General features: G+C 70.6%; 17 protein-coding genes. 9 read left to right on the top strand and 8 right to left on the bottom strand.

Translation table 11 applies throughout. The features are described 5' to 3' along the window. Nucleotides 1-54: 54 nt before the first annotated feature. Nucleotides 55-1149 carry a DivIVA domain-containing protein gene (locus tag ACFY8U_RS22245; protein WP_361433029.1) on the top strand — a complete coding sequence of 365 codons (1095 nt, stop codon included), beginning with the start codon at nucleotides 55-57 and terminating at the stop codon, nucleotides 1147-1149. A gap of 644 nt (nucleotides 1150-1793) precedes the next feature. Here the strand turns inward: ACFY8U_RS22245 and ileS are convergent. After that, nucleotides 1794-4925: an isoleucine--tRNA ligase gene (gene ileS / locus ACFY8U_RS22240; protein ID WP_389572728.1), complete on the bottom strand. Its 3132-nt coding sequence runs from the start codon at nucleotides 4923-4925 to the stop codon at nucleotides 1794-1796. Nucleotides 4926-5481: 556 nt separating this feature from the next. Between ileS and ACFY8U_RS22235 the strand changes: the two genes are divergently transcribed. The 5 genes from ACFY8U_RS22235 (at nucleotide 5482) to ACFY8U_RS22215 (ending at nucleotide 10160) form a co-directional block, all read left to right on the top strand. Then, complete coding sequence (locus ACFY8U_RS22235; RefSeq protein WP_389572725.1) at nucleotides 5482-6375, top strand: TraR/DksA family transcriptional regulator; 894 nt, start codon at nucleotides 5482-5484, stop codon at nucleotides 6373-6375. A gap of 63 nt (nucleotides 6376-6438) precedes the next feature. Further along, nucleotides 6439-7020, top strand: coding sequence for a signal peptidase II (gene lspA / locus ACFY8U_RS22230; RefSeq protein WP_361642379.1), 582 nt, complete (start codon nucleotides 6439-6441; stop codon nucleotides 7018-7020). A gap of 17 nt (nucleotides 7021-7037) precedes the next feature. Then, nucleotides 7038-7979: an RluA family pseudouridine synthase gene (locus ACFY8U_RS22225; protein ID WP_361433021.1), complete on the top strand. Its 942-nt coding sequence runs from the start codon at nucleotides 7038-7040 to the stop codon at nucleotides 7977-7979. After that, the gene (locus ACFY8U_RS22220) at nucleotides 7976-8443 is read left to right on the top strand and encodes a GNAT family N-acetyltransferase (RefSeq protein WP_389572722.1); all 468 of its coding nucleotides are present in this window, start codon (nucleotides 7976-7978) and stop codon (nucleotides 8441-8443) included. Before ACFY8U_RS22225 ends, ACFY8U_RS22220 begins: the two co-directional genes overlap by 4 nt. A gap of 130 nt (nucleotides 8444-8573) precedes the next feature. After that, nucleotides 8574-10160, top strand: coding sequence for a Na+/H+ antiporter (locus tag ACFY8U_RS22215; RefSeq protein WP_389572719.1), 1587 nt, complete (start codon nucleotides 8574-8576; stop codon nucleotides 10158-10160). A gap of 17 nt (nucleotides 10161-10177) precedes the next feature. On the opposite strand, the gene ACFY8U_RS22210 is transcribed toward ACFY8U_RS22215, so the two are convergent. After that, entirely contained in the window at nucleotides 10178-11332 is a 1155-nt protein-coding gene (locus ACFY8U_RS22210; RefSeq protein WP_389572716.1) for a mechanosensitive ion channel family protein, read from the bottom strand. 47 nt (nucleotides 11333-11379) lie between these two features. On the opposite strand from ACFY8U_RS22210, the gene ACFY8U_RS22205 reads away from it, so the two are divergent. Continuing rightward, nucleotides 11380-11958 carry a dienelactone hydrolase family protein gene (locus tag ACFY8U_RS22205; protein WP_389572713.1) on the top strand — a complete coding sequence of 193 codons (579 nt, stop codon included), beginning with the start codon at nucleotides 11380-11382 and terminating at the stop codon, nucleotides 11956-11958. A gap of 73 nt (nucleotides 11959-12031) precedes the next feature. Here ACFY8U_RS22205 and ACFY8U_RS22200 read toward each other — a convergent pair whose 3' ends face one another. From ACFY8U_RS22200 to ACFY8U_RS22180, 5 genes are all read right to left on the bottom strand, one after another. Continuing rightward, nucleotides 12032-12997, bottom strand: a complete 966-nt coding sequence (locus ACFY8U_RS22200; RefSeq protein WP_361593143.1) for a zinc metalloprotease — start codon at nucleotides 12995-12997, stop codon at nucleotides 12032-12034. Between the two features lie 327 nt (nucleotides 12998-13324). Beyond that, nucleotides 13325-14974 carry an alkaline phosphatase D family protein gene (locus tag ACFY8U_RS22195; protein ID WP_389572710.1) on the bottom strand — a complete coding sequence of 550 codons (1650 nt, stop codon included), beginning with the start codon at nucleotides 14972-14974 and terminating at the stop codon, nucleotides 13325-13327. A gap of 222 nt (nucleotides 14975-15196) precedes the next feature. Then, nucleotides 15197-16012: a thioredoxin domain-containing protein gene (locus tag ACFY8U_RS22190; protein ID WP_389572708.1), complete on the bottom strand. Its 816-nt coding sequence runs from the start codon at nucleotides 16010-16012 to the stop codon at nucleotides 15197-15199. A 76-nt stretch (nucleotides 16013-16088) separates the two neighbouring features. Further along, a complete protein-coding gene (locus tag ACFY8U_RS22185) occupies nucleotides 16089-16778 on the bottom strand; it encodes a hypothetical protein (protein ID WP_389572705.1) in 690 nt (229 codons plus the stop codon). A gap of 81 nt (nucleotides 16779-16859) precedes the next feature. After that, on the bottom strand, nucleotides 16860-18209 hold the full coding sequence (locus ACFY8U_RS22180) for a DUF2252 domain-containing protein (protein ID WP_389572703.1): 1350 nt from the start codon (nucleotides 18207-18209) through the stop codon (nucleotides 16860-16862). Between the two features lie 235 nt (nucleotides 18210-18444). Between ACFY8U_RS22180 and dnaE the strand changes: the two genes are divergently transcribed. After that, nucleotides 18445-21984, top strand: coding sequence for a DNA polymerase III subunit alpha (gene dnaE / locus ACFY8U_RS22175; protein ID WP_389572701.1), 3540 nt, complete (start codon nucleotides 18445-18447; stop codon nucleotides 21982-21984). Between the two features lie 136 nt (nucleotides 21985-22120). On the opposite strand, the gene ACFY8U_RS22170 is transcribed toward dnaE, so the two are convergent. Then, nucleotides 22121-22291, bottom strand: a complete 171-nt coding sequence (locus ACFY8U_RS22170; RefSeq protein ID WP_361432994.1) for a hypothetical protein — start codon at nucleotides 22289-22291, stop codon at nucleotides 22121-22123. A 226-nt stretch (nucleotides 22292-22517) separates the two neighbouring features. Between ACFY8U_RS22170 and ACFY8U_RS22165 the strand changes: the two genes are divergently transcribed. Beyond that, nucleotides 22518-23798: an NYN domain-containing protein gene (locus ACFY8U_RS22165; protein ID WP_389572698.1), complete on the top strand. Its 1281-nt coding sequence runs from the start codon at nucleotides 22518-22520 to the stop codon at nucleotides 23796-23798. Nucleotides 23799-23828 lie beyond the last annotated feature (30 nt).

The following is a 23828-nucleotide window of genomic DNA, read 5'->3' as shown; positions in this document are numbered from 1 at the left end:
TGTGGACGATACGGTCTTGCCGACTGCCGACGACTACGTAGAGGTGAAGAAGAGATGCCGCTGACCCCCGAGGACGTGCGGAACAAGCAGTTCACGACCGTCCGCCTTCGAGAAGGCTATGACGAGGACGAGGTCGATGCCTTCCTCGACGAGGTCGAAGCCGAACTGACCCGCCTGCTCCGCGAGAACGAGGACCTGCGCGCCAAGCTGGCCGCGGCGACGCGTGCCGCTGCGCAGAACCAGCAGCAGCAGGGCATGCGCAAGCCCCCGGAGCAGCAGGATCGTCCCGTCGGTCCCGGCGCCCCGGTGCCCGCCGCCATATCCGGACCGCCGGTCCAGCAGCAGCCCCCGCAGATGGGCCCGCCGCAGCTGCCGTCCGGTGCGCCTCAGCTTCCTGCCGGTCCCGGTGGCCACGGCCCCGGCCCGATGCAGGGTGGCCCGATGGGCCCCGGCCCGATGCAGGGCGGCCCGATGGGTCAGCCGATGGGCGGCCCCATGGGGCACCCGCAGCAGCAGATGCAGCAGCCGATGCAGCAGCCCCAGCAGGGCCCCGGCGGCGACAGCGCCGCGCGTGTCCTCTCGCTGGCCCAGCAGACGGCCGACCAGGCGATCGCGGAGGCCCGTTCCGAGGCCAACAAGATCGTCGGCGAGGCGCGCTCGCGCGCCGAGGGCCTGGAGCGGGACGCCCGCGCCAAGGCCGACGCGCTGGAGCGGGACGCGCAGGAGAAGCACCGCGTCGCCATGGGCTCGCTGGAGTCCGCTCGCGCGACGCTGGAGCGCAAGGTCGAGGACCTGCGCGGCTTCGAGCGCGAGTACCGCACGCGTCTGAAGTCGTACCTGGAGTCGCAGCTGCGTCAGCTGGAGACCCAGGCGGACGACTCGCTGGCTCCGCCGCGGACGCCGGCCACGGCTTCCCTGCCGCCGTCGCCCTCGATGGCCTCGGCGGGCGCGGGTGCGCCGTCGTACGGCGGCAACGGCTCGATGGGCGGCGCGCCGTCCATGGGCGGTGCCCCGTCCTACGGTGGCCAGCAGCAGATGTCGCCGGCGATGACCCAGCCGATGGCTCCGGTCCGCCCGCAGGCGCCGCAGCCGATGCAGCAGGCGCCGGCGCCGATGCGTGGCTTCCTGATCGACGAGGACGACAACTGACGGCGGCGGTTCGCGCGATGAGCGCGTAGCCGTCGGCAGGCTGAGGGCCGGGCCCCTGGGAAACCAGGGGCCCGGCCTTTTTGCCATGGACGGGTACGGGGGCAGGTCTACGGGGGCTCCGCCCCCGAACCCCCGGGTTGGGTGGCACGGGGGTTCCGCCCCGGGGCCCGAGACGCGGCAGCTTCGCGCCGCGGAACCCGAAGGCGGCGGCGTAAGAGCTGTGGCTTCGCGCCGCGACCGGTTCGCCCGGGATCCGGGGGTCGGGGTGTGGGAGCTTCGCTCCGGCCGCGAAGGGCGGCGGGACTGCGGGGTTCGCCCGGGTCCCGGGGGTGGGTGCGGTACGGGGTTCCTGTCCCGGGCCCCGAGGCAGGGCGGCTTCGTGCCTCGGGAGGCCCTGGGGGTGCGGCGGCTTCGCGCCGCGGAACCCGAAGGCGGCGGCGGTCGGGCGGCGGCTTCGCGTCGTGTCAGGTGCGCTCCGGGCCCCCGGCCCCCGGGCCCCGGGCGGGGCGGGGCTGGGGTTTCGGGTTCCGGCGCCGGGGCGTGGGGGTTTTGTCGCGTGGCCTGGCGTTCGCGGCGGAAACGGTCTCGTCGGGGGAACGCGAAAGGCCCGGTCCCCACAGGGGCCGGGCCTTTCGGGTTGAGGGTTATGCCTTGCGGAGGCGGAACGTCAGGGACAGGCCCTCGTCCGTGAACGGGGTGCCGTAGGTGTCGTCCGACGGGCCCGTGGCGAAGTCCGTTGCCAGGATCTCGTCCGCGATCAGGGTCGCGTGGGCCGTCAGGGCCTCCGTGGTCTCCGGGGACTCCGACGTCCAGCGCAGGGCGATCCGGTCCGCCACGTCCAGGCCGCTGTTCTTGCGGGCCTCCTGGATCAGGCGGATCGCGTCACGTGCCAGGCCCGCCTTGCGGAGCTCCGGAGTGATCTCCAGGTCCAGCGCCACCGTCGCGCCCGCGTCCGACGCGACCGACCATCCCTCCCGGGGAGTCTCCGTGATGATGATCTCCTCCGGGCCGACCGTGATCGTCTCGCCGTTGACCTCCAGCGTCGCCTCGCCGCTGCGCAGGGCGAGGGACAGAGCGGCGGCGTCCGCGGCCGCGACCGCCTTCGCCACGTCCTGGACGCCCTTGCCGAAGCGCTTGCCCAGCGCGCGGAAGTTCGCCTTCGCCGTCGTGTCGACCAGCGAACCGCCCACCTCGGAGAGGGAGGCCACCGACGTGACGTTCAGCTCCTCGGTGATCTGCGCCTGGAGCGCGGGCGAGAGGTCCGCGAAACCCGTCGCCGCCACCAGCGCCCGCGACAGCGGCTGACGCGTCTTGACGCCCGACTCCGCCCGCGTCGCCCGGCCCAGCTCGACCAGGCGGCGGACCAGGGTCATCTGCGTCGAGAGCGTCGGGTCGACCTGCGACAGGTCCGGCTCCGGCCACGTCGACAGGTGGACCGACTCCGGGGCGTCCGGCGTCACCGGCACCACCAGGTCCTGCCACACCCGCTCCGTGATGAAGGGGGTCAGCGGGGCCATCAGGCGCGTGACCGTCTCCACCACGTCGTGCAGGGTGCGCAGCGCCGCCGCGTCGCCCTGCCAGAACCGCCGGCGCGAACGCCGCACGTACCAGTTGGACAGGTCGTCCACGAACGACGAGATCAGCTTGCCCGCCCGCTGGGTGTCGTACGACTCCAGCGCCTGCGTGACCTCGGACACGAGCGTGTTCAGCTCGGACAGGAGCCACTTGTCCAGGACCGAGCGCTCCGCCGGCGCCGGGTCCGACGCGCTCGGTGCCCAGCCGGACGTACGGGCGTACAGCGCCTGGAAGGCGACCGTGTTCCAGTAGGTGAGGAGGGTCTTGCGCACGACCTCCTGGATCGTGCCGTGGCCCACCCGGCGCGCCGCCCACGGCGAACCGCCGGCCGCCATGAACCAGCGGACCGCGTCGGCGCCGTGCTGGTCCATCAGCGGGATCGGCTGCAGGATGTTGCCGAGGTGCTTGGACATCTTGCGGCCGTCCTCGGCGAGGATGTGGCCCAGGCAGACCACGTTCTCGTACGACGACTTGTCGAAGACCAGCGTGCCGACCGCCATCAGCGTGTAGAACCAGCCTCGCGTCTGGTCGATAGCCTCGCTGATGAACTGCGCGGGATAGCGGGACTCGAAGAGTTCCTTGTTCTTGTACGGGTATCCCCACTGCGCGAACGGCATCGAGCCCGAGTCGTACCAGGCGTCGATCACCTCCGGCACGCGCGTCGCCGTCTTCGAGCAGCTCGGGCAGGGGAACGTCACCGCGTCGATGTACGGGCGGTGCGGGTCCAGCTCCGACTGGTCCGAGCCCGTCAGCTCCGTGAGCTCGGCGCGCGAGCCCACGCACGTCAGATGCCCGTCCTCACAGCGCCACAGCGGCAGCGGCGTGCCCCAGTAGCGGCTGCGGGAGAGCGCCCAGTCGATGTTGTTGTTCAGCCAGTCGCCGAAGCGGCCGTGCTTCACCGAGTCCGGGAACCAGTTCGTCTTCTCGTTCTCCTCGAGAAGACGGTCCTTCACGGCGGTCGTACGGATGTACCAGGACGGCTGCGCGTAGTAGAGCAGTGCCGTGTGGCAGCGCCAGCAGTGCGGGTAGCTGTGCTCGTACGGGATGTGCTTGAAGAGCAGGCCGCGGGCGTCCAGGTCGGCAGTCAGCTGCTCGTCGGCCTTCTTGAAGAAGACACCCCCGACCAGCGGCACGTCCTCCTCGAAGGTGCCGTCGGGGCGGACCGGGTTCACGACCGGCAGGCCGTAGGCGCGGCAGACCTTGAGGTCGTCCTCACCGAAGGCGGGGGACTGGTGGACCAGACCCGTGCCGTCCTCGGTCGTGACGTACTCCGCGTTCACGACGTAGTGCGCCGGCTCGGGGAACTCCACCAGCTCGAAGGGGCGCCGGTACGTCCAGCGCTCCATCTCCGCGCCCGTGAAGGACTCGCCCGTGGTCACCCAGCCCTCGCCGAGCGCCTTCTCGAGGAGCGGCGCGGCGACGACGAGCTTCTCCTCGCCGTCGGTCGCGACGACGTAGGTGACCTCGGGGTGCGCGGCGACGGCCGTGTTGGAGACCAGCGTCCAGGGGGTCGTCGTCCAGACCAGGAGCGCCGCCTGGCCGGCCAGCGGGCCGGAGGTCAGCGGGAAGCGGACGAAGACGGAGGGGTCGACGACCGTCTCGTACCCCTGCGCCAGCTCGTGGTCCGAGAGGCCGGTGCCGCAGCGCGGGCACCAGGGGGCGACGCGGTGGTCCTGGACCAGGAGGCCCTTCTCGAAGATCTGCTTGAGCGACCACCAGACCGACTCGATGTACTCGGGGTCCATCGTCCGGTACGCGTCGTCCAGGTCGACCCAGTAGCCCATGCGCGTCGTGAGCTCGGCGAAGGCGTCGGTGTGGCGGGTCACGGACTCGCGGCACTTGTCGTTGAACGCGGCGATGCCGTATTCCTCGATGTCCTTCTTGCCGGCGAAGCCGAGTTCCTTCTCGACGGCGAGCTCGACCGGGAGGCCGTGGCAGTCCCAGCCGGCCTTGCGGGCCACGTGGTAGCCGCGCATGGTCCGGAAGCGGGGGAAGACGTCCTTGAAGACGCGGGCCTCGATGTGGTGGGCGCCCGGCATGCCGTTGGCGGTCGGCGGGCCCTCGTAGAACACCCACTCGGGGCGGCCCTCGGACTGCTCCAGGGTCTTGGCGAAGACCTTGCTCTCGCGCCAGAAATCGAGCACGGCGTGCTCGAGCGCGGGCAGGTCGACCTGGGCGGGCACCTGGCGGTACTGCGTCATCGATCTTCCTCCGGCGGACTGCTTCGTTTCCGTCCGGAGGGACGAGAGCGCCGTGCTGCGCGGCTCCCGCGGTACCACCCTCCTTGGCCCCGGGCGTGCGTCGCCCGCGGCCCCCTCATTGGGGTCGCGCTGCCGGTTCTAGTCGCCTGACGGCTTTCTTCCGGCGGCTCCGGGGTGATGCTTCACATCGGGCTCGCCCCCGGGCTCTCACCGTCCCCGGGTCGCTCATGGCTGCGTACGACGCTACTCGTCCCCATCCAAGCCTTTCGCTCAGCCCAGTGTACGGGGCCGGAAGCCGCTCGGCAGACCGCTTTTCCGGCGGCGCGCGGGGCGACCGCGCATGACCCGAATGGCCATACGGCCGTGGCCGGACTTCGCCGGCCGCCCGGGGGCGGATTACCGGGCGGGGAGCTGGGCACAACGGATGCAGACTCGCCTTGCCACCGGCATGGGGCGGGTGCGAACGGCGGCGTGCCCCGTTGCCGCGGGCCTTGGGCCGATTTATCGTCCCAGCACGATTCGCGAGCAAGATCACAAAATGTGAAGGGGCCGCGACATGGTGGCGAAGAAGACCGCCGCGAAGAAGACCTCGACCGCCGGATCCACCGGTGTGGACGGGGCGGCCAAGGACGTCACCGGCAAGAAGACGACGGTCGCGAAGAAGGCGGCCGCCAAGAAGGCCCCGGCACGCGAGACGACGGCGAAGAGCACGGCGAGGACGACGAAGACCGCCGAGGAGCCGGCCGAGGCCGCCACCGCGGCGACGAAGACCTCGGCGAAGACGGCGACGAAGACCTCGGCGAAGAAGGAGTCGGCCGAGAAGGCGGCCGACGCGAAGGCTCCGCCGACGAAGAAGGACTCCGCGGCCAAGAAGGCCCCGGCCGCGAAGAAGGCGGTCGCCAGGAAGACCGCAGCCAAGAAGACCGCAGTCAAGAAGAAGGCCGCATCCGCGGCGCAGGTGGAGCAGACAGGAGCCGCGACAGTGGCAGCGAAGAAGACCGCGGGTGGCGTCACGACGGCCGAAGGCGAGGCCGCGGTCCCCCCGGCACGCGCCGGTGAGCTCGCCGTACGCCCCGGTGAGGACCCCTGGACGCCCGCGGAGGTCGCGGAGGCCCGGGCAGGGCTGGAGAGCGAGGTGCTCCGTCTCCGGGCCGAGCTGCTCCACTCGCAGGAGGAGCTGACCGGCCTCATGCGGGACTCCGGGGACGGCGCAGGCGACGACCAGGCCGACACCGGCACCAAGAACATCACCCGCGAGCACGAGCTCGCCCTGGCCGCCAACGCCCGCGAGATGCTGGAGCAGTCCGAGCACGCCCTGGAGCGCCTCGACGCGGGCACGTACGGCCTCTGCGAGGTGTGCGGCAAGCCGATCGGCAAGGCGCGCATGCAGGCGTTCCCGCGGGCCACCCTCTGTGTCGAGGACAAGCAGAAGCAGGAGCGCCGCGGCTGAAGGGCCCGAAGGGGTGTGCCGTACCCTCGTGCACAGTCAGGGCACCTAGGTTGAGGGACTCACGTGGCAGAGGCGGAGCGCATCATCGGTACGCCGGATTCAGACGCGGACGGCTCGGGCGGCGAGGCCGCGGCCCCGGCTCCGGACCAGCGGCCGAAGGGCCGGCGCAAGATCGTCGCGCTGCTGGTCGTGGCGGTCGTCGCGTATCTGCTCGACCTCGGCAGCAAGATGCTCGTGGTCGCCAAGCTGGAGGGCCACGAGCCGATCCAGGTGATCGGCGACGTGCTGAGGTTCGAGGCGATCAGGAACCCGGGCGCCGCCTTCGGTATGGGTGAGGCCTTCACGATCATCTTCACCTTCATCGCGGCCGCCGTGATCGTCGTGATCATCCGGCTCGCGCGGAAGCTCTACAGCACGTCGTGGGCGATCGCGCTCGGCCTGCTGCTCGGCGGTGCGCTGGGCAACCTGACCGACCGGATCTTCCGTTCGCCGGGCGTCTTCGAGGGCGCGGTCGTGGACTTCATCGCGCCCGCGCACTTCGCCGTCTTCAACCTCGCGGACTCGGCGATCGTCTGCGGCGGCTTTCTGATCGTGATCCTGTCGTTCCGGGGCCTGGACCCCGACGGCACCGTCCACAAGGACTGACAAGGCATACTCGACGGGTGAGTACGAGTCCCGAGATCCGCACCCTGCCCGTTCCCGATGGCCTGGAGGGCGAGCGCGTCGACGCCGCCATCGCCCGGATGTTCGGGTTCTCCCGTACGAAGGCGGCGGAGCTGGCCGCCTCCGGCAAGGTCCAGGTCGACGGCGCCGTCGTCGGCAAGTCCGAGCGGGTCAGCGGCGGCGCGTGGCTCGAGGTCGAGATGCCCGGGGCCCCGGCGCCGGTGCAGATCGTGGCCGAGCCCGTCGAGGGCATGGAGATCATCCACGACGACGACGACATTGTCGTGATCATGAAGCCGATCGGGGTCGCCGCGCACCCGAGCCCCGGCTGGACCGGGACGACGGTCATCGGCGGCCTCGCCGCCGCCGGGTACCGCATCTCCACCTCCGGCGCCGCCGAGCGCCAGGGGATCGTGCACCGCCTCGACGTCGGTACGTCCGGGCTCATGGTCGTCGCCAAGTCCGAGCGGGCGTACACGCTGCTCAAGGCGCAGTTCAAGGAGCGGGTCGTCGACAAGCGCTACCACGCGCTGGTCCAGGGCCACCCGGACCCGATGAGCGGCACGATCGACGCGCCGATCGGGCGCCACCCCCAGCACGACTACAAGTGGGCCGTGACCGCCGAGGGCAAGCCCTCGGTGACGCACTACGACCTGATCGAGGCCTACCGCGCGGCCTCGCTGCTCGACATCAAGCTGGAGACCGGCCGTACGCACCAGATCCGTGTGCACATGTCGGCGCACCGCCACCCCTGCGTGGGCGACCTCACCTACGGCGCGGACCCGACGATGGCCAAGCGGCTCGGGCTGACGCGCCAGTGGCTGCACGCCGTACGGCTCGGCTTCGAGCACCCGTCGGACGGGCGCTGGGTCGAGTTCGCGTCCACGTACCCGGCGGACCTGCAGAACGCGCTGGACCGGATCGCGGCGGAGAGCGCGTGAGCACCGGATACGAGGTTCGCGAGGCGATCGGCCAGGGCGACCGGCAGGCGTGCTTCGCGGTCCGCCACGAGGTCTTCGTCGTCGAGCAGAGCGTGCCGCAGGAGATCGAGTACGACCGCTACGACGAGACCGCCGTCCATGTCCTGGCCGTGCGCGAGGACGGGCTGCCGCTGGGCACCGGCCGGCTGCTGCACGGCGCCGACGCGCTGGGCAAGACCGGAGGGGACGCCTCCGTCGGCTCGCTCGGCCGGCTCGCGGTCGCCGAGGCCGCGCGCGGCCTCGGGGTCGGCGCGGCGCTCGTCCGCGCCATCGAGGACGCGGCGCGCGAGCGCGGACTCGCGGCCGTCGACCTGCACGCCCAGACGCACGCGCTCGGCTTCTACGAGCGGCTCGGCTACGAGGCGTACGGCCCCGAGTTCCCGGACGCGGGCATCCCGCACCGCGCGATGCGGCGGGTGCTCTAGCACCAGCCGCTCCGGCCCGGTGGCGGGGTGGCGGCGCACATACGGCGGTCCGGGGTGATTCGCCCGCTCGCGTGGCAGGGTTGAGGCCCGATCATCGACCGTGCCTGCCGCCAGGCCGGAAGGGCGCCCCGTGGATCAATTGGCCCTGCTGTTCGTGCTGTTGCTCGGCGCGCTGCTCACCGTGCCGCTCGGGGACCGGCTCGGACTGCCCGCCCCGGTGCTCATGACCGTCATCGGGGTCGTGTTCGCGTTCCTGCCCTTCGTGCCGAACGTCGACATCCCGCCCGAGCTCATCCTTCCGCTCGTCCTCCCGCCGCTGCTCTACGCCTCCGTGCAGCGCACCTCCTGGCGCCAGTTCGCGGCCAACCGGCGGCCCATCTTCCTGCTCGCCGTCGCCCTGGTCTTCGTCACCACGGCCGCCGTCGCCGCCACGGCGAACGCGCTCGTCCCCGGGCTCCCCCTCGCCGCCGCCGTCGCGCTCGGCGCGCTCGTCGCCCCGCCCGACCCGGTCGCCGCGACCGCCGTCGCCGGCTCGCTGGGGCTGCCGCGCCGGCTCGTCTCCATCCTGGAGGGGGAGGGGCTGTTCAACGACGTCACCGCGATCGTCCTCTACCACGTGGCGATCGGGGCGGTCGTCGGCGGCAGCTTCAGCTGGCAGGGCGCCGGCCTCGACCTCGTCCTCTCCGCCGTCGTCGCGGTCGCCGTCGGTCTCGTGCTGGGCTGGCTCAGCAACAAGCTCATGGGTCTCCTCGGCGAAGCCACCCTGCAGACCGGGCTCACCCTCCTCGTCCCCTTCGTCGCCTACGTCCTCGCCGAGGAGCTGCGCGGCTCCGGAGTCCTCGCCGTCCTGGTCGTCGCCCTCTATCTCGCGGAGAACGCGCTCGACGCCGACGACGTGATGGGCCGGCTCGCCGGGCAGACCTTCTGGGAGATCGTCGACACCCTCGTCACCGGCATCGCCTTCGGACTCATCGGCCTGGAGCTCCACAACGTCTTCGGCACGGCCGACGACCGGCTCGGCGAGATGCTCGGCTGGGGCGCGGTCGTGGCCGGTGTCGTGATCGGCGTACGGCTGCTGTGGCTGCTGCCCGCCACCTGGCTGGCCAAGCGGATGCACACCCGGCGCGACTACGACGAGGAGATCCCCGTCAGCTGGCGGGAGACCGTCGTCATGTGGTGGGCCGGTATGCGCGGGGTGGCGTCGGTGGCGCTCGCGCTCGCCATTCCGCTGCGTACGGACGACGGGTCGCCGTTCCCCGGCCGGGAGCAGATCATCTTCATCGCCTTCTGTGTGATCATGACCACACTTCTGCTCCAGGGGCTCACCCTGCCCTGGCTGGTCAAGCGGCTCGGCGTGCAGGCCGACACCGACGCCGAACGGGCCCTGGAGCGCGAGCTGGCGCTGCGGGCCGCCAAGGCGGCCAGGCGGCGGCTGAAGGAGATCGAGGAGGTCGAGGAGCTGCCGGAGGAGGTCCAGGAGCGGCTCCAGCGCGGGGCGTTCGACATCGGGGCCCGGATCAGCCCGGAGATGGTGGACGAGGAGCGGCGGGCGGCCTTCGTCGAGCGGGCCGGACGCCTCAAGGCCGTCCAGCGGATCCAGCGGGAGATGATGTCGGCCGCCCGGCACGAGGTGCTCTCGGCGCGCAGCGAGCCGGGGGCCGATCCCGAGGTGGTGGACCGGGTGCTGCGCCAGCTGGACGTCCGCAGCATGCGGTGACCGGCACGCGTCTCCGCTCAGCCGCGGCCGGTCCGCGAGGGCTCGTCGCCGTTGGTGTACGGCGACGGATGCCCCACCTCGCGCGGCGACGGGTGCTCCGCCTCGCGCGGCGACGGGTGTTCCATCTCGCGCGGCGACGGCACCGCGGGCGAGGTCGCGATCCGCGGCAGGGCGTACGGGTGCTGCTCGGCGAGCCAGGCCACGAGCCCCTCCCGCACGGTGCACCGCACCGTCCAGAGGTCGTCCGCGTCCTTGGCGGTGACCACCACCCGCACCTGGATCGTGCTCGGCGTGGTGTCCGTGACGGCCAGGTTCCAGTCGCGGCCGTCCCAGGCCGGGCACTCCGCGAGGATCTTCTCGGTCCTCCGGCGCATCGCGTCGAGCGGTGTGGAGTGGTCCAGATGGAACATGACCGCCCCCGTCATCTGCGCCCCGCCGCGGGACCAGTTCTCGAAGGGCTTGCCCGTGAAGTACGAGACCGGCATGGTGATCCGGCGCTCGTCCCAGGTCCGTACCGCGAGGAACGTCAGCGTGACCTCCTCGACCACGCCCCACTCGCCGTCGACGACCACCGTGTCGCCGATCCGCACCATGTCGCCGAAGGCGATCTGGAAGCCGGCGAAGAGGTTGCCGAGGGTGGACTGGGCGGCGACGCCCGCCACGATGCCGATGATGCCGGCGGAGGCCAGCATCGAGGTGCCGACGGTGCTGAGCGCCGGGAACGTGAGCAGCGCCGCCGCCAGCGCGACCACGGCGACGACCGCCGTCACGATGCGTGTGATGAGGGCCACCTGGGTGCGTACCCGGCGGACCCGCGCGGGGTCGCGGGTCGGGGAGGCGTAGCGGGCGAAGCTGGCCTCGACGACGGCGGAGGCGATGGTGATGACCAGCCAGGCGCCGGAGCCGATGAGGAGGAGGGAGAGGATCTGGCCTATGCCCGCCGCGTGTTCCTCGACGATCCGCCACTCCGTCTCGCGATAGGTGCCGCGCAGGACGGACACGAGCAGTACGGCCTGGAGCGGTGGCCGGCAGCGGCGCAGCAGCCCCCAGAGTGGGGTCTCGCGGTGGTTGTCGTCGGCCCGGCGCAGCAGTACGTCGACGACCCACCCCACCAGCAGGGTGAGCAGGACCGCCCCTCCGACGACGAGCAGCGGGCGCAGCGCGGTGTCCATGTGATCGAGGCCTCCGTGTCTCCGACTTGGTGTGCCCGGCTGGCAGGATGGTCCGCATGGACATCATGCTTTTCCACTCGACCTACGGTCTGCGTCCAGCGGTGGAGGCCGCGGCCGAGCGGCTGCGGGCCGCCGGGCATCAGGTTCGGGTGCCCGACCTCTTCGGGGGCCAAACCGCGGAGACGGTCGAGGAGGGGATGGAGCTCCAGAAGTCGATCGGCAAGGAGGAGCTGCTGAAGCGTGCCGTCCTCGCCGCCGCGCCCTACTCGGACCGCGGTCTCGTCTACGCCGGGTTCTCCTTCGGCGCCTCGGTGGCGCAGACCCTGGCCCTCGGCGACGAGAAGGCGCGCGGGCTGCTGCTGCTCCACGGCACCTCCGACATCGCCGAGAGCGCGTCGGTCGACGACCTTCCCGTACAGCTGCACATCGCCGACCCGGACCCGTTCGAGTCGCACGACTGGCTGACGTCCTGGTACCTGCGGATGGGGAAGGCGGGGGCGGACGTGGAGGTCTACCGCTACCCGGGCGCCGGGCATCTGTTCACCGACCCGGACCTGCCGGACTTCGACGAGGCGGCGGCCGAGCAGGCCTGGGCGGTCGCGCTGGCGTTCCTCGACAGCCTGTAGGGCGACAAGGCCCTGGACGTACGGAAGGGTGCGGCGGGGGCTCTCCCGCCGCACCCTTCCTTCCTGCGGTGCGTCAGCCGGCGCGGTACGCCGTCCACATGCTGTTCATCCGCGTGACCTGGCCCGCGGTGAACTGGTACATGCACGCGTCGTACGTGTAGTCCATGAAGTTGTGGATCGGGTCCACACCGGTCTTGGACGCGCAGCTGTCACGGCCGGTCGGGCACTCGTACGCCGGGCTCTTCTCGGCCGGGGTGTCGCTCACCGAGTCGCCGTTGCCGTTGCAGCCGCCCTGGAACGTGTGGTACAGCCCCAGCCAGTGGCCGACCTCGTGGGTCGCGGTGTCACCCTCGTTGTAGTTGGCCGCGGAGCCGCCCGGCAGCGAGGAGTCGAGGACGACCACACCGTCCATGGACGGGCTGGAGTTGTACGAGGACGGGAAGGTCGCCCAGCCGAGCAGACCGCCGCTGAGCTTGGCCGTGTAGAAGTTCAGCGCGCCGGCGCCGCCCTTGCGCAGCGTCTGCTTCATCTGCTTCTCGGCCGTGGAGCCGGACGCCAGGTTGTACCAGGTGGCGTTGTCCGTGTAGTCGGTCGAGGCGAGCGTGAACTGGAAGTTGGTGTTCACGTTGCCGGTGCCCTGGCCGCCGTAGGCCGCGTTGAGGACCGCCATCTGGTTGTTGATGGCGGTGGCGCTCAGCTTGCCCGTGGTGCCGCTGTGGATGACGTGGAAGTAGACGGGGATGTTCACCACGGCGGCGGTGGAGTTCATGCCGCTCGCGCGGACCGACTCCAGTCTCTTCTTCAGGTCGGCGTCCATGGCCTTGGCCTGGGCGGCGGAGATCTCGTTGGGCTCGTGGCCGTGGTGGTCGGCGCCGCGGGCCTTGCGGGCGCCGGAGAGGGACTCCGTACCGTCCACGCACTCCTCGGCGGAGACGCCGGCGGCGGACGTGGTGGCGGCCGGGGCGGCCGACGGGGCGGAGAGGGGAGCCAGGGCCAGAGTTCCGGCCATGACCGCGGTGCCGAGCAGACGACGTGACATACGCGGCGATATACGAACAAGAGCACGCACAGGTGACTCCTCGCGGGGGGTTTGTGGAGAGGTAGTTCCTCGCCACCGCGGGGAGATTACGGGTCCATGTCAGACGTTGTTGAGCATTGATCAAGCCCAATCATTCGTGGGGCAAACCGGGTTATCGGGGAGAAGAACTTTCGTCGGTTCCGGAGTTTGAGACGTGGACGTAACGAGCCAGGTGACGGAGGCGGGTGGTGTGTCCGGATTCGATCGCCCGAACTCGCCACCCGCCGTAGTGACGTGATCTCCCGTTAACAGAAGAGATCATGGCCGAAAATCGACCATGCAGTCATCTCATCGCACCGGCTGGTACACGCGCTCGACGCGCTGCGTTCCGTTCTTCGTCCGGTACGAACGCGCCCAGGCGGTCGTCGCGTCCTGCTTCGTCTTGTCGGAGACCGTGTAGTAGTCCATCTGCGAGTGCTCGGCGGTGACGTCCAGGACGCCGTAGCCGTGGTTGTCCATGTCCACCCACTTCACATGGCGGTTGGCGGCCTTGATCGCCCCTGCCGCCACCACGGAGAGGGTGCCCGGCGCCACATGGAGCAGGTCGTCGATGTTGTCCGAGGTCACCGAGGTCACCACGAACTCGGTCGCCGCCGACTGCGACAGCGGGTACGTCGCCGCCTTCACCGGCACGTCCGTGGCCCAGGCCATGTGGATGTCACCGGTCAGGAAGACGGTGTTCCGGACGGAGCGCTGCGTCAGGTGCGCGAGCAGCTCCTTGCGGTCGTCCGTGTAGCCGTCCCACTGGTCGACGTTGATCGCGAGCCCCTCCTTCGGCAGGCCGAGCAGTTCGGCGAGCGGGCCGAGGAGTTGGGCCGGCAGTGAGCCGAAGGCGACCGGCGAGATCATCACCGACGTGCCGACCAGCTTCCAGGTGGCGTCCGAGCTCGCGAGCCCCGACTTCAGCCAGTCGAGCTGAGCGCGGCCGGTGATCGTACGCTCCGGGTCGTCGACGGTGCCGCTGCCGATCTTGGCCTGCTGTGAGCGGAACGACCGCAGGTCGAGCAGGTGCAGATCGGCCAGCTTGCCGAAGCGCAGCCGCCGGTAGACCGTGCCCTCGGTCGAGGCGCGGACCGGCATCCACTCGAAGTACGCCTGCTTCGCGGCCGCGACCCGGGCCGCCCACTCGCCCTCGGCGCCCGGCGTGTGGTTCTCCGCGCCGCCCGACCAGGCGTCGTTGGCGACCTCGTGGTCGTCCCAGATCGCGATCACGGGGTGGGCGGCGTGCAGCGCCTGAAGGTCGGCGTCCGTCTTGTAGGTGGCGTGCCGGAGGCGGTAGTCGGCGAGCGAGACGATCTCGTGCTTCGGCTCGTGCTGCCGTACGGAGTAGGCCGCGTCCGGGTAGGAGCCGGCCGCGTACTCGTAGATGTAGTCGCCGAGATGGAGGATGGCGTCCAGGTCCGCGCGGGCCGCGAGATGGCGGTACGCGGAGAAGTGGCCGGCCTCCCAGTTGGCGCAGGAGACCACGCCGAAGCGGACGCCGGGGGTGGCGGCGTCGGCCGCCGGAGTGGTGCGGGTACGGCCCACGGGGGAGACGGTGTCGCCCGCCGTGAAGCGGAACCAGTGGGCGGTCGCGGGGCGCAGGCCCCGGACGTCCACCTTCACCGTGTGGTCCGAGGCGGCCGTCGCGGTCAGGGTGCCGCGGGCGACGGTCCGGGCGAAGTCCCGGTCCTCGGCCACCTCCCAGCCGACCGTGACGGCTGGGCCTCTGCCCGAACCGGGCGTGGCGTCGGAGGTGGGGGTGACGCGCGTCCAGAGCAGGACGCCGTCGGGCAGCGGGTCGCCGGAGGCGACACCGTGCAGGAAGGCGGGTGCCTCGGAGCCCGCGAGCGCGGGGGAGGCGGCGCCCACCAGGACCGGGGTGGCGACGGCCGTGACGGCGGCGGCCTTCACGACGGTGCGGCGGGTGGGCTCGGAAGATATGTGTCGACTGGTCACGGGCAGTCAGATTACTGATCAGTATGCCGAACAGGCAGACGAAATCCGGAAAGTTCGCGCACTCGTCGCCCCGCGGTCGGCATCCGTCGGACACCTCGGGATCCTCCGGGCGTCTCGGGATCGTCCGGGTGTCTCCGGATCGTGCGGACAAAGGGGCGGGCCCGCGGGAGCGAACTCCCGCGGACCCGTACCGTCGGCCGTCGAACCGGCCGGCGCCCGATGTCAGCCCTTGAGCGCCGGGGTGAGCGCCGCGTTGAACTCCTCGACCGTCAGCGGCGGGTTCTTGCTGCCCTCGACCGTCAGCGCCTTGCCGTCCATCTTGAGGGTCGGCGTGCCGGTGACCCCGCTGGCGTCGAAGGCGGCGGACATCTTCATCGCCCAGGCGTCGAAGGTGCCGTTCTCCACATTCTTCTTGAACTCCGCGTTCCCCTTCAGCGCCGGGACCGCGTCCGCGACCTCCAGGAGGTAGGAGTCCTTGGCGAACTTGTCCTGGCTCTCCTCCGGGTGGAACTGCGTGGAGTACAGCGCCGCCTTGTACTTCATGAACGCCTCGGGGCTCACGTCCAGCGCCGCGCCCAGCGCAGACAGGGCGTTCTTCGAGCCCTCGCCCTGGTCGGAGTTGTCGATGAAGGTGGCGCCGACGTACTTGAGCTTGTACTTGCCGGCCTCCACGTCCTTGTCGACGGTGGCGCCCACCTGCTGCTCGAACTGCGCGCACACCGGGCAGCGCGAGTCCTCGTAGATCTCCAGGGTCTTCTTGGCGGACGCCTTGCCGACGACGACCGTCGTACCGTTCGTGCCCTCGGTGTTCTTGGGCGCGGTGACGCTCGCCTCCTTGGCCACCGACTCCCAGTGGGACGGCTTGTTGGCCTGGACGACGGCGTAGCCGACACCGCCGGCGACCGCCAGGACGGCGACGGCCGACACCGCGACGGTCACCTGGCGGCGGACCTTCTCCTTCTTGGCCTGGCGTTCGCGCTCGACGCGCAGCCGCTCGCGGGCGGCCGCCTTGTTGGCGTGGCTGTTGCGTGCGCTCATGGTCGTGATCTCCGTGAAAGTCGAAAGCCCGTGGGGCGGAAGGCCCGTGGGGGCGGAAGGGCGGGGACTGCGAGGCTCAGGCGAGTACGAAGCCCGGGCGCGGCGGTCCCCGCCGTCCGACGGAGTGCACGAGAAGGCGGGTACGACGGGACCGGCGCGGCCGGTCCAGGGGGCGCCCGCCGCGCCCATGAGCCGTGCGCGGGGTGCCGAAGAGCGCGACGACCAGCATCAGGGGGCGGAACGCGAAGGCGGCCACCGCGGAGAGCAGCCGGGCGAGCGCCCGCTCGCCGTGCCGCAGCCAGGCCGCCGCGAACAGCCCGACCGACACATGGGCGGCGAGCAGCAGCCACGGCAGGGCCGGGGCGGGAGAGCTCAGCAGGGCGGCCGCGGTGCCGCTCTCGGGAGCGGCGACGCCCGGCAGCGGGCTGCCGAAGGCGCCGCCGCAGAGCACGTCCACGCCCACCGAGCGCAGCGAACCGGCGACCGGGCCGCCGGAGGGGCCGTAACAGACCGTCTGGCCGGCGGTGAAGACCGTGTCGGCCGCCAGCTCCAGCGGGACGAGCAGCCCGGCTATCGGCCAGAAGCGGCGCTCCCGGCCGGCCAGGGCGTACGCGACGGCGAAGACGCCGGCCGAGAGCAGCCCCACGGTCAGCAGCGGCAGCGGCACCTGGGACAGCAGCACGTGCGAGCCGGCGGACAGCGTCACGACCAGTGCCGTGAAGAGCGCCGCCCGCAGCCCTCTGAGCCGCTTCCCTGATATGTCCATAGCGGAGGAAGTCTGCCACGCCATCCTGTAAGAGGCCCTTAAGGGCGAGCTGTGAGAGGCCTCGGCCGGCCGGGAACCGGCCTAGAGGCCCGGGATCCGGCCGTTGCGGAACAGGTCCACGAAGATCTGGTGGTCCGCACGCGCGCGTGCCCCGTAGCTGTGCGCGAAGTCCACCAGCAGGTCCGCGAAGCCCTCCTCGTCGGCCGCGATCGCCGCGTCGATGGCCCGCTCCGTCGAGAACGGCACCAGGGAGTGCCCGCTGGAGTCGTCGGCCGCCGCGTGCATCGTCGCCGTCGCCCGCCCCAGGTCGGCCACGGTCGCCGCGATCTCCGCCGGGTCGTCGATGTCCGACCAGTCCAGGTCCACCGCGTACGGCGAGACCTCCGCGACCAGCTGCCCGGAGCCGTCCAGCTCCGTCCAGCCCAGCCACGGGTCCGCGTGCGCCTGCAGGGCCCGCTGGGAGATGACCGTGCGGTGGCCCTCGTGCTGGAAGTACCCCCGCACCGCCGCGTCCGTCACATGGCGCGACACCGCGGGCGTCTGCGCCTGCTTCATGTAGATCACGACGTCGTTCTCCAGGGCGTCGCTGTTGCCCTCCAGGAGGATGTTGTACGACGGGAGGCCGGCCGAGCCGATGCCGATGCCGCGCCGCCCCACGACGTCCTTGACCCGGTACGAGTCGGGGCGCGCGAGCGAGGACTCCGGCAGGGTCTCCAGATAGCCGTCGAAGGCCGCGAGCACCTTGTAGCGGGTCGCCGCGTCCAGCTCGATGGAGCCGCCGCCGGAGGAGAACCGGCGTTCGAACTCACGGATCTCCGTCATCGAGTCCAGGAGCCCGAAGCGGGTCAGCGAGCGGGCGACGCGCAGGGCGTCCAGGAGGGGGCCCTCGGCGGTGTCCAGGGTGAAGGGCGGCACGTCGTCGTTCTTGGCGCCGGTGGCCAGGGCGTGGATCCGCTCGCGGTAGGCGGCGGCGTAGATCCGTACCAGCTCCGTGATCTGCTCGTCACTGAGCGCCTTCGTGTAGCCGATCAGGGCGAGCGAGGCGGAGAGCCGCTTCAGGTCCCAGGTGAAGGGGCCGACGTACGCCTCGTCGAAGTCGTTGACGTTGAAGATCAGCCGGCCGTTGGCGTCCATGTACGTGCCGAAGTTCTCCGCGTGCAGATCGCCGTGGATCCACACCCGGCCGGTCCGCTCGTCCAGATACGGACCGCTGGGCATGTTCCCGCCCACCCGCCCGGCGTGCTCCTGCTCCAGGTCGCTGTAGAACAGGCACGCCGTGCCCCGGTAGAACGCGAAGGCGGACCCGGCCATCTTGCGGAACTTCACGCGGAAGGCTGCGGGATCGGCGGCGAGGAGCTCACCGAAGGCGGTGTCGAAGACGGCGAGTATCTGCTCACCGCGCGCGGTGGCGGTGGGCTGCGGGACCGACATCGAGAGTGCCTCCTGGTGCAAGACTGTTCATGACAATTGGGACAGGCGTTCCGTGTCTCTCAACGCGCGACGGTACCCCCGAGTGCCCGCCCGCCCGGCACCCGGCCGCCACCCCTCATCGAGGGGCTTGCGCCCCGCAGTATCCCTCCGATGTCAGTCCGGAGAAGTAGACTTCCACGCTGTCCCCCCAGACTGTCCGCAGCCTGTTTCCCGCCGTTTCCGGAGGCCTTCCGCCGTGACCAAGCCGCCCTTCACGCACCTTCACGTACACACCCAGTACTCGCTGCTGGACGGTGCCGCGCGGCTCAAGGACATGTTCAACGCGTGCAACGAGATGGGCATGACCCATATCGCCATGTCCGACCACGGCAACCTCCACGGGGCGTACGACTTCTTCCACTCGGCCAAGAAGGCCGGTGTGACGCCGATCATCGGCATCGAGGCGTACGTCGCCCCCGAGTCCCGGCGGAACAAGCGGAAGATCCAGTGGGGCCAGCCGCACCAGAAGCGGGACGACGTCTCCGGTTCGGGTGGTTACACCCACAAGACGATCTGGGCGGCGAACGCGACCGGACTGCACAACCTCTTCCGCCTCTCCTCCGACGCGTACGCCGAGGGCTGGCTCCAGAAGTGGCCCCGGATGGACAAGGAGACCATCTCCCAGTGGTCCGAGGGGCTCATCGCCTCCACCGGCTGCCCCTCCGGCGAGCTGCAGACCCGGCTGCGCCTCGGCCAGTTCGACGAGGCCCTGAAGTCCGCCTCCGAGTACCAGGACATCTTCGGCAAGGACCGGTACTTCCTGGAGCTGATGGACCACGGCATCGAGATCGAGCGCCGCGTCCGCGACGGACTCCTGGAGATCGGCAAGAAGCTCGGCATCCCGCCGCTGGTCACCAACGACTCGCACTACACGTACGCGCACGAGGCCGCCGCCCACGACGCGCTGCTGTGCATCCAGACCGGCAAGAACCTCTCCGACCCGGACCGCTTCAAGTTCGACGGCACCGGCTACTACCTGAAGTCGACGGACGAGATGTACGCCGTCGACTCCTCGGACGCCTGGCAGGAGGGCTGCCGCAACACGCTGCTCGTCGCCGAGCAGGTCAGCACCGACGGCATGTTCGTCGAGAAGAACCTCATGCCGAAGTTCGACATCCCCGAGGGCTACACCGAGGTCTCCTGGTTCCGCGAGGAGACCATGCGCGGCATGCACCGCCGCTTCCCGGACGGCATCCCGGACGACCGCATGAAGCAGGTCGAGTACGAGATGGACACCATCATCTCGATGGGCTTCCCCGGCTACTTCCTCGTCGTCGCCGACTTCATCATGTGGGCGAAGAAGCAGGGCATCGCCGTCGGCCCCGGCCGTGGCTCCGCGGCCGGCTCGATCGTCGCGTACGCCATGGGCATCACCGACCTCGACCCGATCCCGCACGGACTGATCTTCGAGCGCTTCCTCAACCCCGAGCGCGTCTCGATGCCCGATGTCGACATCGACTTCGACGAGCGCCGGCGCGTCGAGGTGATCCGGTACGTGACGGAGAAGTACGGCTCCGACAAGGTCGCCATGATCGGCACGTACGGCAAGATCAAGGCGAAGAACGCCATCAAGGACTCGGCCCGTGTCCTCGGCTACCCGTACGCCATGGGTGACCGGCTCACCAAGGCGATGCCCGCCGACGTCCTCGGTAAGGGCATCGACCTCAACGGCATCACCGACCCCTCGCACCCGCGCTACAGCGAGGCGGGCGAGATCCGGGCGATGTACGAGAACGAGCCGGACGTGAAGAAGGTCATCGACACCGCCAAGGGCGTGGAGGGCCTCGTCCGGCAGATGGGTGTGCACGCGGCCGGCGTGATCATGTCCAGCGAGCCGATCGTCGACCACGCCCCGATCTGGGTGCGGCACACGGACGGCGTGACGATCACGCAGTGGGACTACCCCCAGTGCGAGTCGCTCGGCCTGCTGAAGATGGACTTCCTGGGCCTGCGGAACCTGACCATCATGGACGACGCCGTCAAGATGGTGAAGGCCAACAAGGGGCTCGACCTCGACCTCCTCTCCCTGCCGCTGGACGACCCGAAGACCTTCGAACTGCTCCAGCGCGGCGACACCCTCGGCGTGTTCCAGTTCGACGGCGGCCCCATGCGCTCGCTGCTGCGGCTGATGAAGCCCGACAACTTCGAAGACATCTCCGCCGTGTCCGCCCTGTACCGGCCGGGCCCGATGGGCATGAACTCGCACACGAACTACGCCCTGCGCAAGAACAAGCAGCAGGAGATCACCCCGATCCACCCCGAGCTGGAGAAGCCGCTCGAAGAGGTGCTCGCGGTCACCTACGGCCTGATCGTCTACCAGGAGCAGGTGCAGAAGGCCGCTCAGATCATCGCCGGGTACTCCCTCGGCGAGGCCGACATCCTCCGCCGCGTGATGGGCAAGAAGAAGCCCGAGGAGCTGGCGAAGAACTTCGTCCTCTTCCAGAAGGGCGCCCGGGAGAAGGGCTACAGCGACGAGGCCATCCAGGCCCTGTGGGACGTCCTGGTCCCCTTCGCCGGCTACGCCTTCAACAAGGCGCACTCCGCCGCGTACGGCCTGGTCTCCTACTGGACGGCGTACCTCAAGGCCAACTACCCGGCCGAATACATGGCCGGTCTGCTGACCTCGGTCAAGGACGACAAGGACAAGTCCGCGGTCTACCTGAACGAGTGCCGCCGCATGGGCATCAAGGTCCTGCCGCCGAACGTCAACGAGTCCGAGTCGAACTTCGCCGCCCAGGGCGACGACGTGATCCTCTTCGGTCTCTCCGCCGTCCGTAACGTCGGCACCAACGTCGTCGAGTCGATCATCAAGTCGCGCAAGGCGAAGGGGAAGTACTCCACGTTCCCCGACTTCCTGGACAAGGTCGAGGCGGTCGTCTGCAACAAGCGGACCATCGAGTCGCTGATCAAGGCCGGCGCCTTCGACGAGATGGGCCACACCCGCAAGAGCCTGGTCGCCCACCACGAACCGATGATCGACAACGTGGTCGCGGTCAAGCGCAAGGAGGCCGAGGGGCAGTTCGACCTCTTCGGCGGCATGGGCGACGAGGCGAGCGACGAGCCCGGATTCGGTCTGGACGTGGAGTTCTCCGACGTCGAGTGGGAGAAGTCCTACCTGCTCGCCCAGGAGCGCGAGATGCTCGGCCTCTACGTCTCCGACCACCCGCTCTTCGGTATCGAGCACGTCCTCTCCGACAAGACGGACGCGGCGATCTCCCAGCTGACCGGCGGCGAGCACTCCGACGGCGCCGTCGTCACCATCGGCGGCATCATCTCCGGCCTCCAGCGCAAGATGACCAAGCAGGGCAACGCCTGGGCCATCGCCACCGTCGAGGACCTGGCCGGCTCCATCGAGTGCATGTTCTTCCCCGCCACGTACCAGCTGGTGTCCACACAGCTCGTCGAGGACACGGTCGTCTTCGTCAAGGGCCGCCTGGACAAGCGCGAGGACGTGCCCCGGCTGGTCGCCATGGAGCTGATGGTCCCCGACCTGTCGAACGCCGGGACCAACGCGCCCGTCATCCTGACCATCCCGACCGTGAAGGTCACCCCGCCGATGGTGAGCCGGCTGGGCGAGATCCTCGGCCACCACAAGGGCAACACCGAGGTACGGATCAAGCTCCAGGGCCCGCGCAAGACGACCGTCCTGCGGCTCGACCGGCACCGGGTCCAGCCCGATCCCGCGCTCTTCGGCGACCTGAAGGTGCTGCTCGGCCCGTCCTGCCTGGCGGGGTGACGGCCGGCCCCGCGCGGAGAGCTGGGGCGTCCTGCCCCGCGCGGAGAGCCGGGGCGTCACGCGGCCTCCGGAAGGCCCACGCGCGGAAGGGGCGCGCCCGTCGTCACGGGTGCGCCCCTTCCGGGGTTCTGCGCGGTCAGTTGTGACCGAAGCGCTTCTGCCGGCCCTTGCGAGCCATGTCGCCGGGGGTCACCTGCGAGGCACGCTGCTCGGCCTGGGACTCCATCGACGACTGCTGCGCCTGCTGGGCGCCGCGCTCGGCCTGCGACTGCTGCGGACTGCGGTTCTGCTTTCGATTCTTGGCCATGGTGATGCCTCCTCAATGGGATCTCGGGGCCAGGGCCGCTGCCAGCCTCACACATGGGGTTAAACGCCGCATTTTGGATCATTACCGTCAGTGAGCGGGGTCCCGGTCGACCGCGGAGTGACATTCGCCACGCCGATGATCCAGTTCCGACCGTCAACCTCCCCACGTTCGGGCAGACTCGAAGGAAATCCGAAGCAACTTCCGATCCCGAGGTTCCCGAAAGAGGGTGGAACACGTGGACCGCTGCGTCGTTCTGGTGGACGCCGGCTATCTGCTGGGCGCCGCCGCGAGCCTCCTCGCCGGGGAACCGGCCCGCTCCCGGATCACCGTCGATCACGCCGCCCTCATCCAGGGGCTCCGCGAACGGGCCGAGGCGGACACCGAACAGCCTCTGCTCCGTATCTACTGGTTCGACGGCGCGCCCGACCGAGTGCCCCAGCCCGAGCACCGCAGGCTGCGGGTGATGCCCCGGGTCACCGTCCGGCTGGGGGCCCTGACCCGCAGCGACGGCCGCTGGGCCCAGAAGGGCGTCGACGCCGCGATGCACGCCGAGCTCACCGAGCTGGCGAGGAACCGGGCCTGCTCCGACGTGGTCCTCGTGACCGGCGACGGCGATCTGCTGCCCGGCCTGATGTCCGCCAAGGAGCACGGCGTCGCCGTCCACCTCTGGGCCGTCCAGGCCGCCGACGGCGACTACAACCAGTCCGAGGACCTCGTCGCCGAGGCCGACGAACGCCGCGTCCTCGACCGGGCCTGGATCACCCGGGCCGTCCGCGCCAAGGACCTCAGCGGCCTCTGCGCGCCCCCGCCCGCCCCGCGCCCCGAGATCGCCGCCATCCTCTCCGCCCCGCTGCCCGAGTCGGCCCTCGCGGCCTCCGCCGAGCGGGCCGCCGAGGCGGCGGCCGCGGAAGCCGCCTCCGTACACAACGGGGCGTCGGCCCCCGCCGACTCAGCCCCTCCGACCGACGGGGACGGACCGGCGTCCGCCGTGCCCGCACCCGCCGGGGGGCGGGGCGTCCCCACGCCCAAGGACCTCGCCGGACTGCGCGCGCCCGGCGGCCCGGCCGCTCCGCCGGCCACCAACGCCACGCTGCGCTGGTCCTCCGACAAGGGCTGGATCGAGCGACCCGGCGGCGCGCTCGGCGAGCCGCCCGAGACCGCCTCGCTGCCCACCCTCGCCCAGCTCACCAGCGCCGAGCAGCGCTGGGCCGACCGCGAGGAGGACATCACCACCGTCGGCGGCGACCCTTTCGAGGTCGGCCAGGTGTTCGCCCGTCGCTGGATGGAGCGGCTCCCCGAGCAGAGCCACGTCCAGAAGCTGTCCGTGATGTACCCGAGGATCCCGCACCGCATCGACGGCGAACTGCTCCGGTACGCGGCCAGGTTCGGCCTGCTCGCCCACAAGGACGACCAGATCGACGAGCACGACCGGTACGCGATCCGGGCGGGCTTCTGGCGCGAGATCGACGTCCGGGCCGCCGCGGAACGCGCCCCCGCGGGGGAGTAGGCCGACGGACCCCGTAGGCTCATCCCTCGT

Source organism: Streptomyces sp. NPDC012508 (genome assembly GCF_042902595.1).
Classification (GTDB): domain Bacteria; phylum Actinomycetota; class Actinomycetes; order Streptomycetales; family Streptomycetaceae; genus Streptomyces.
This window is presented reverse-complemented; position numbering and strand designations above follow the sequence as displayed.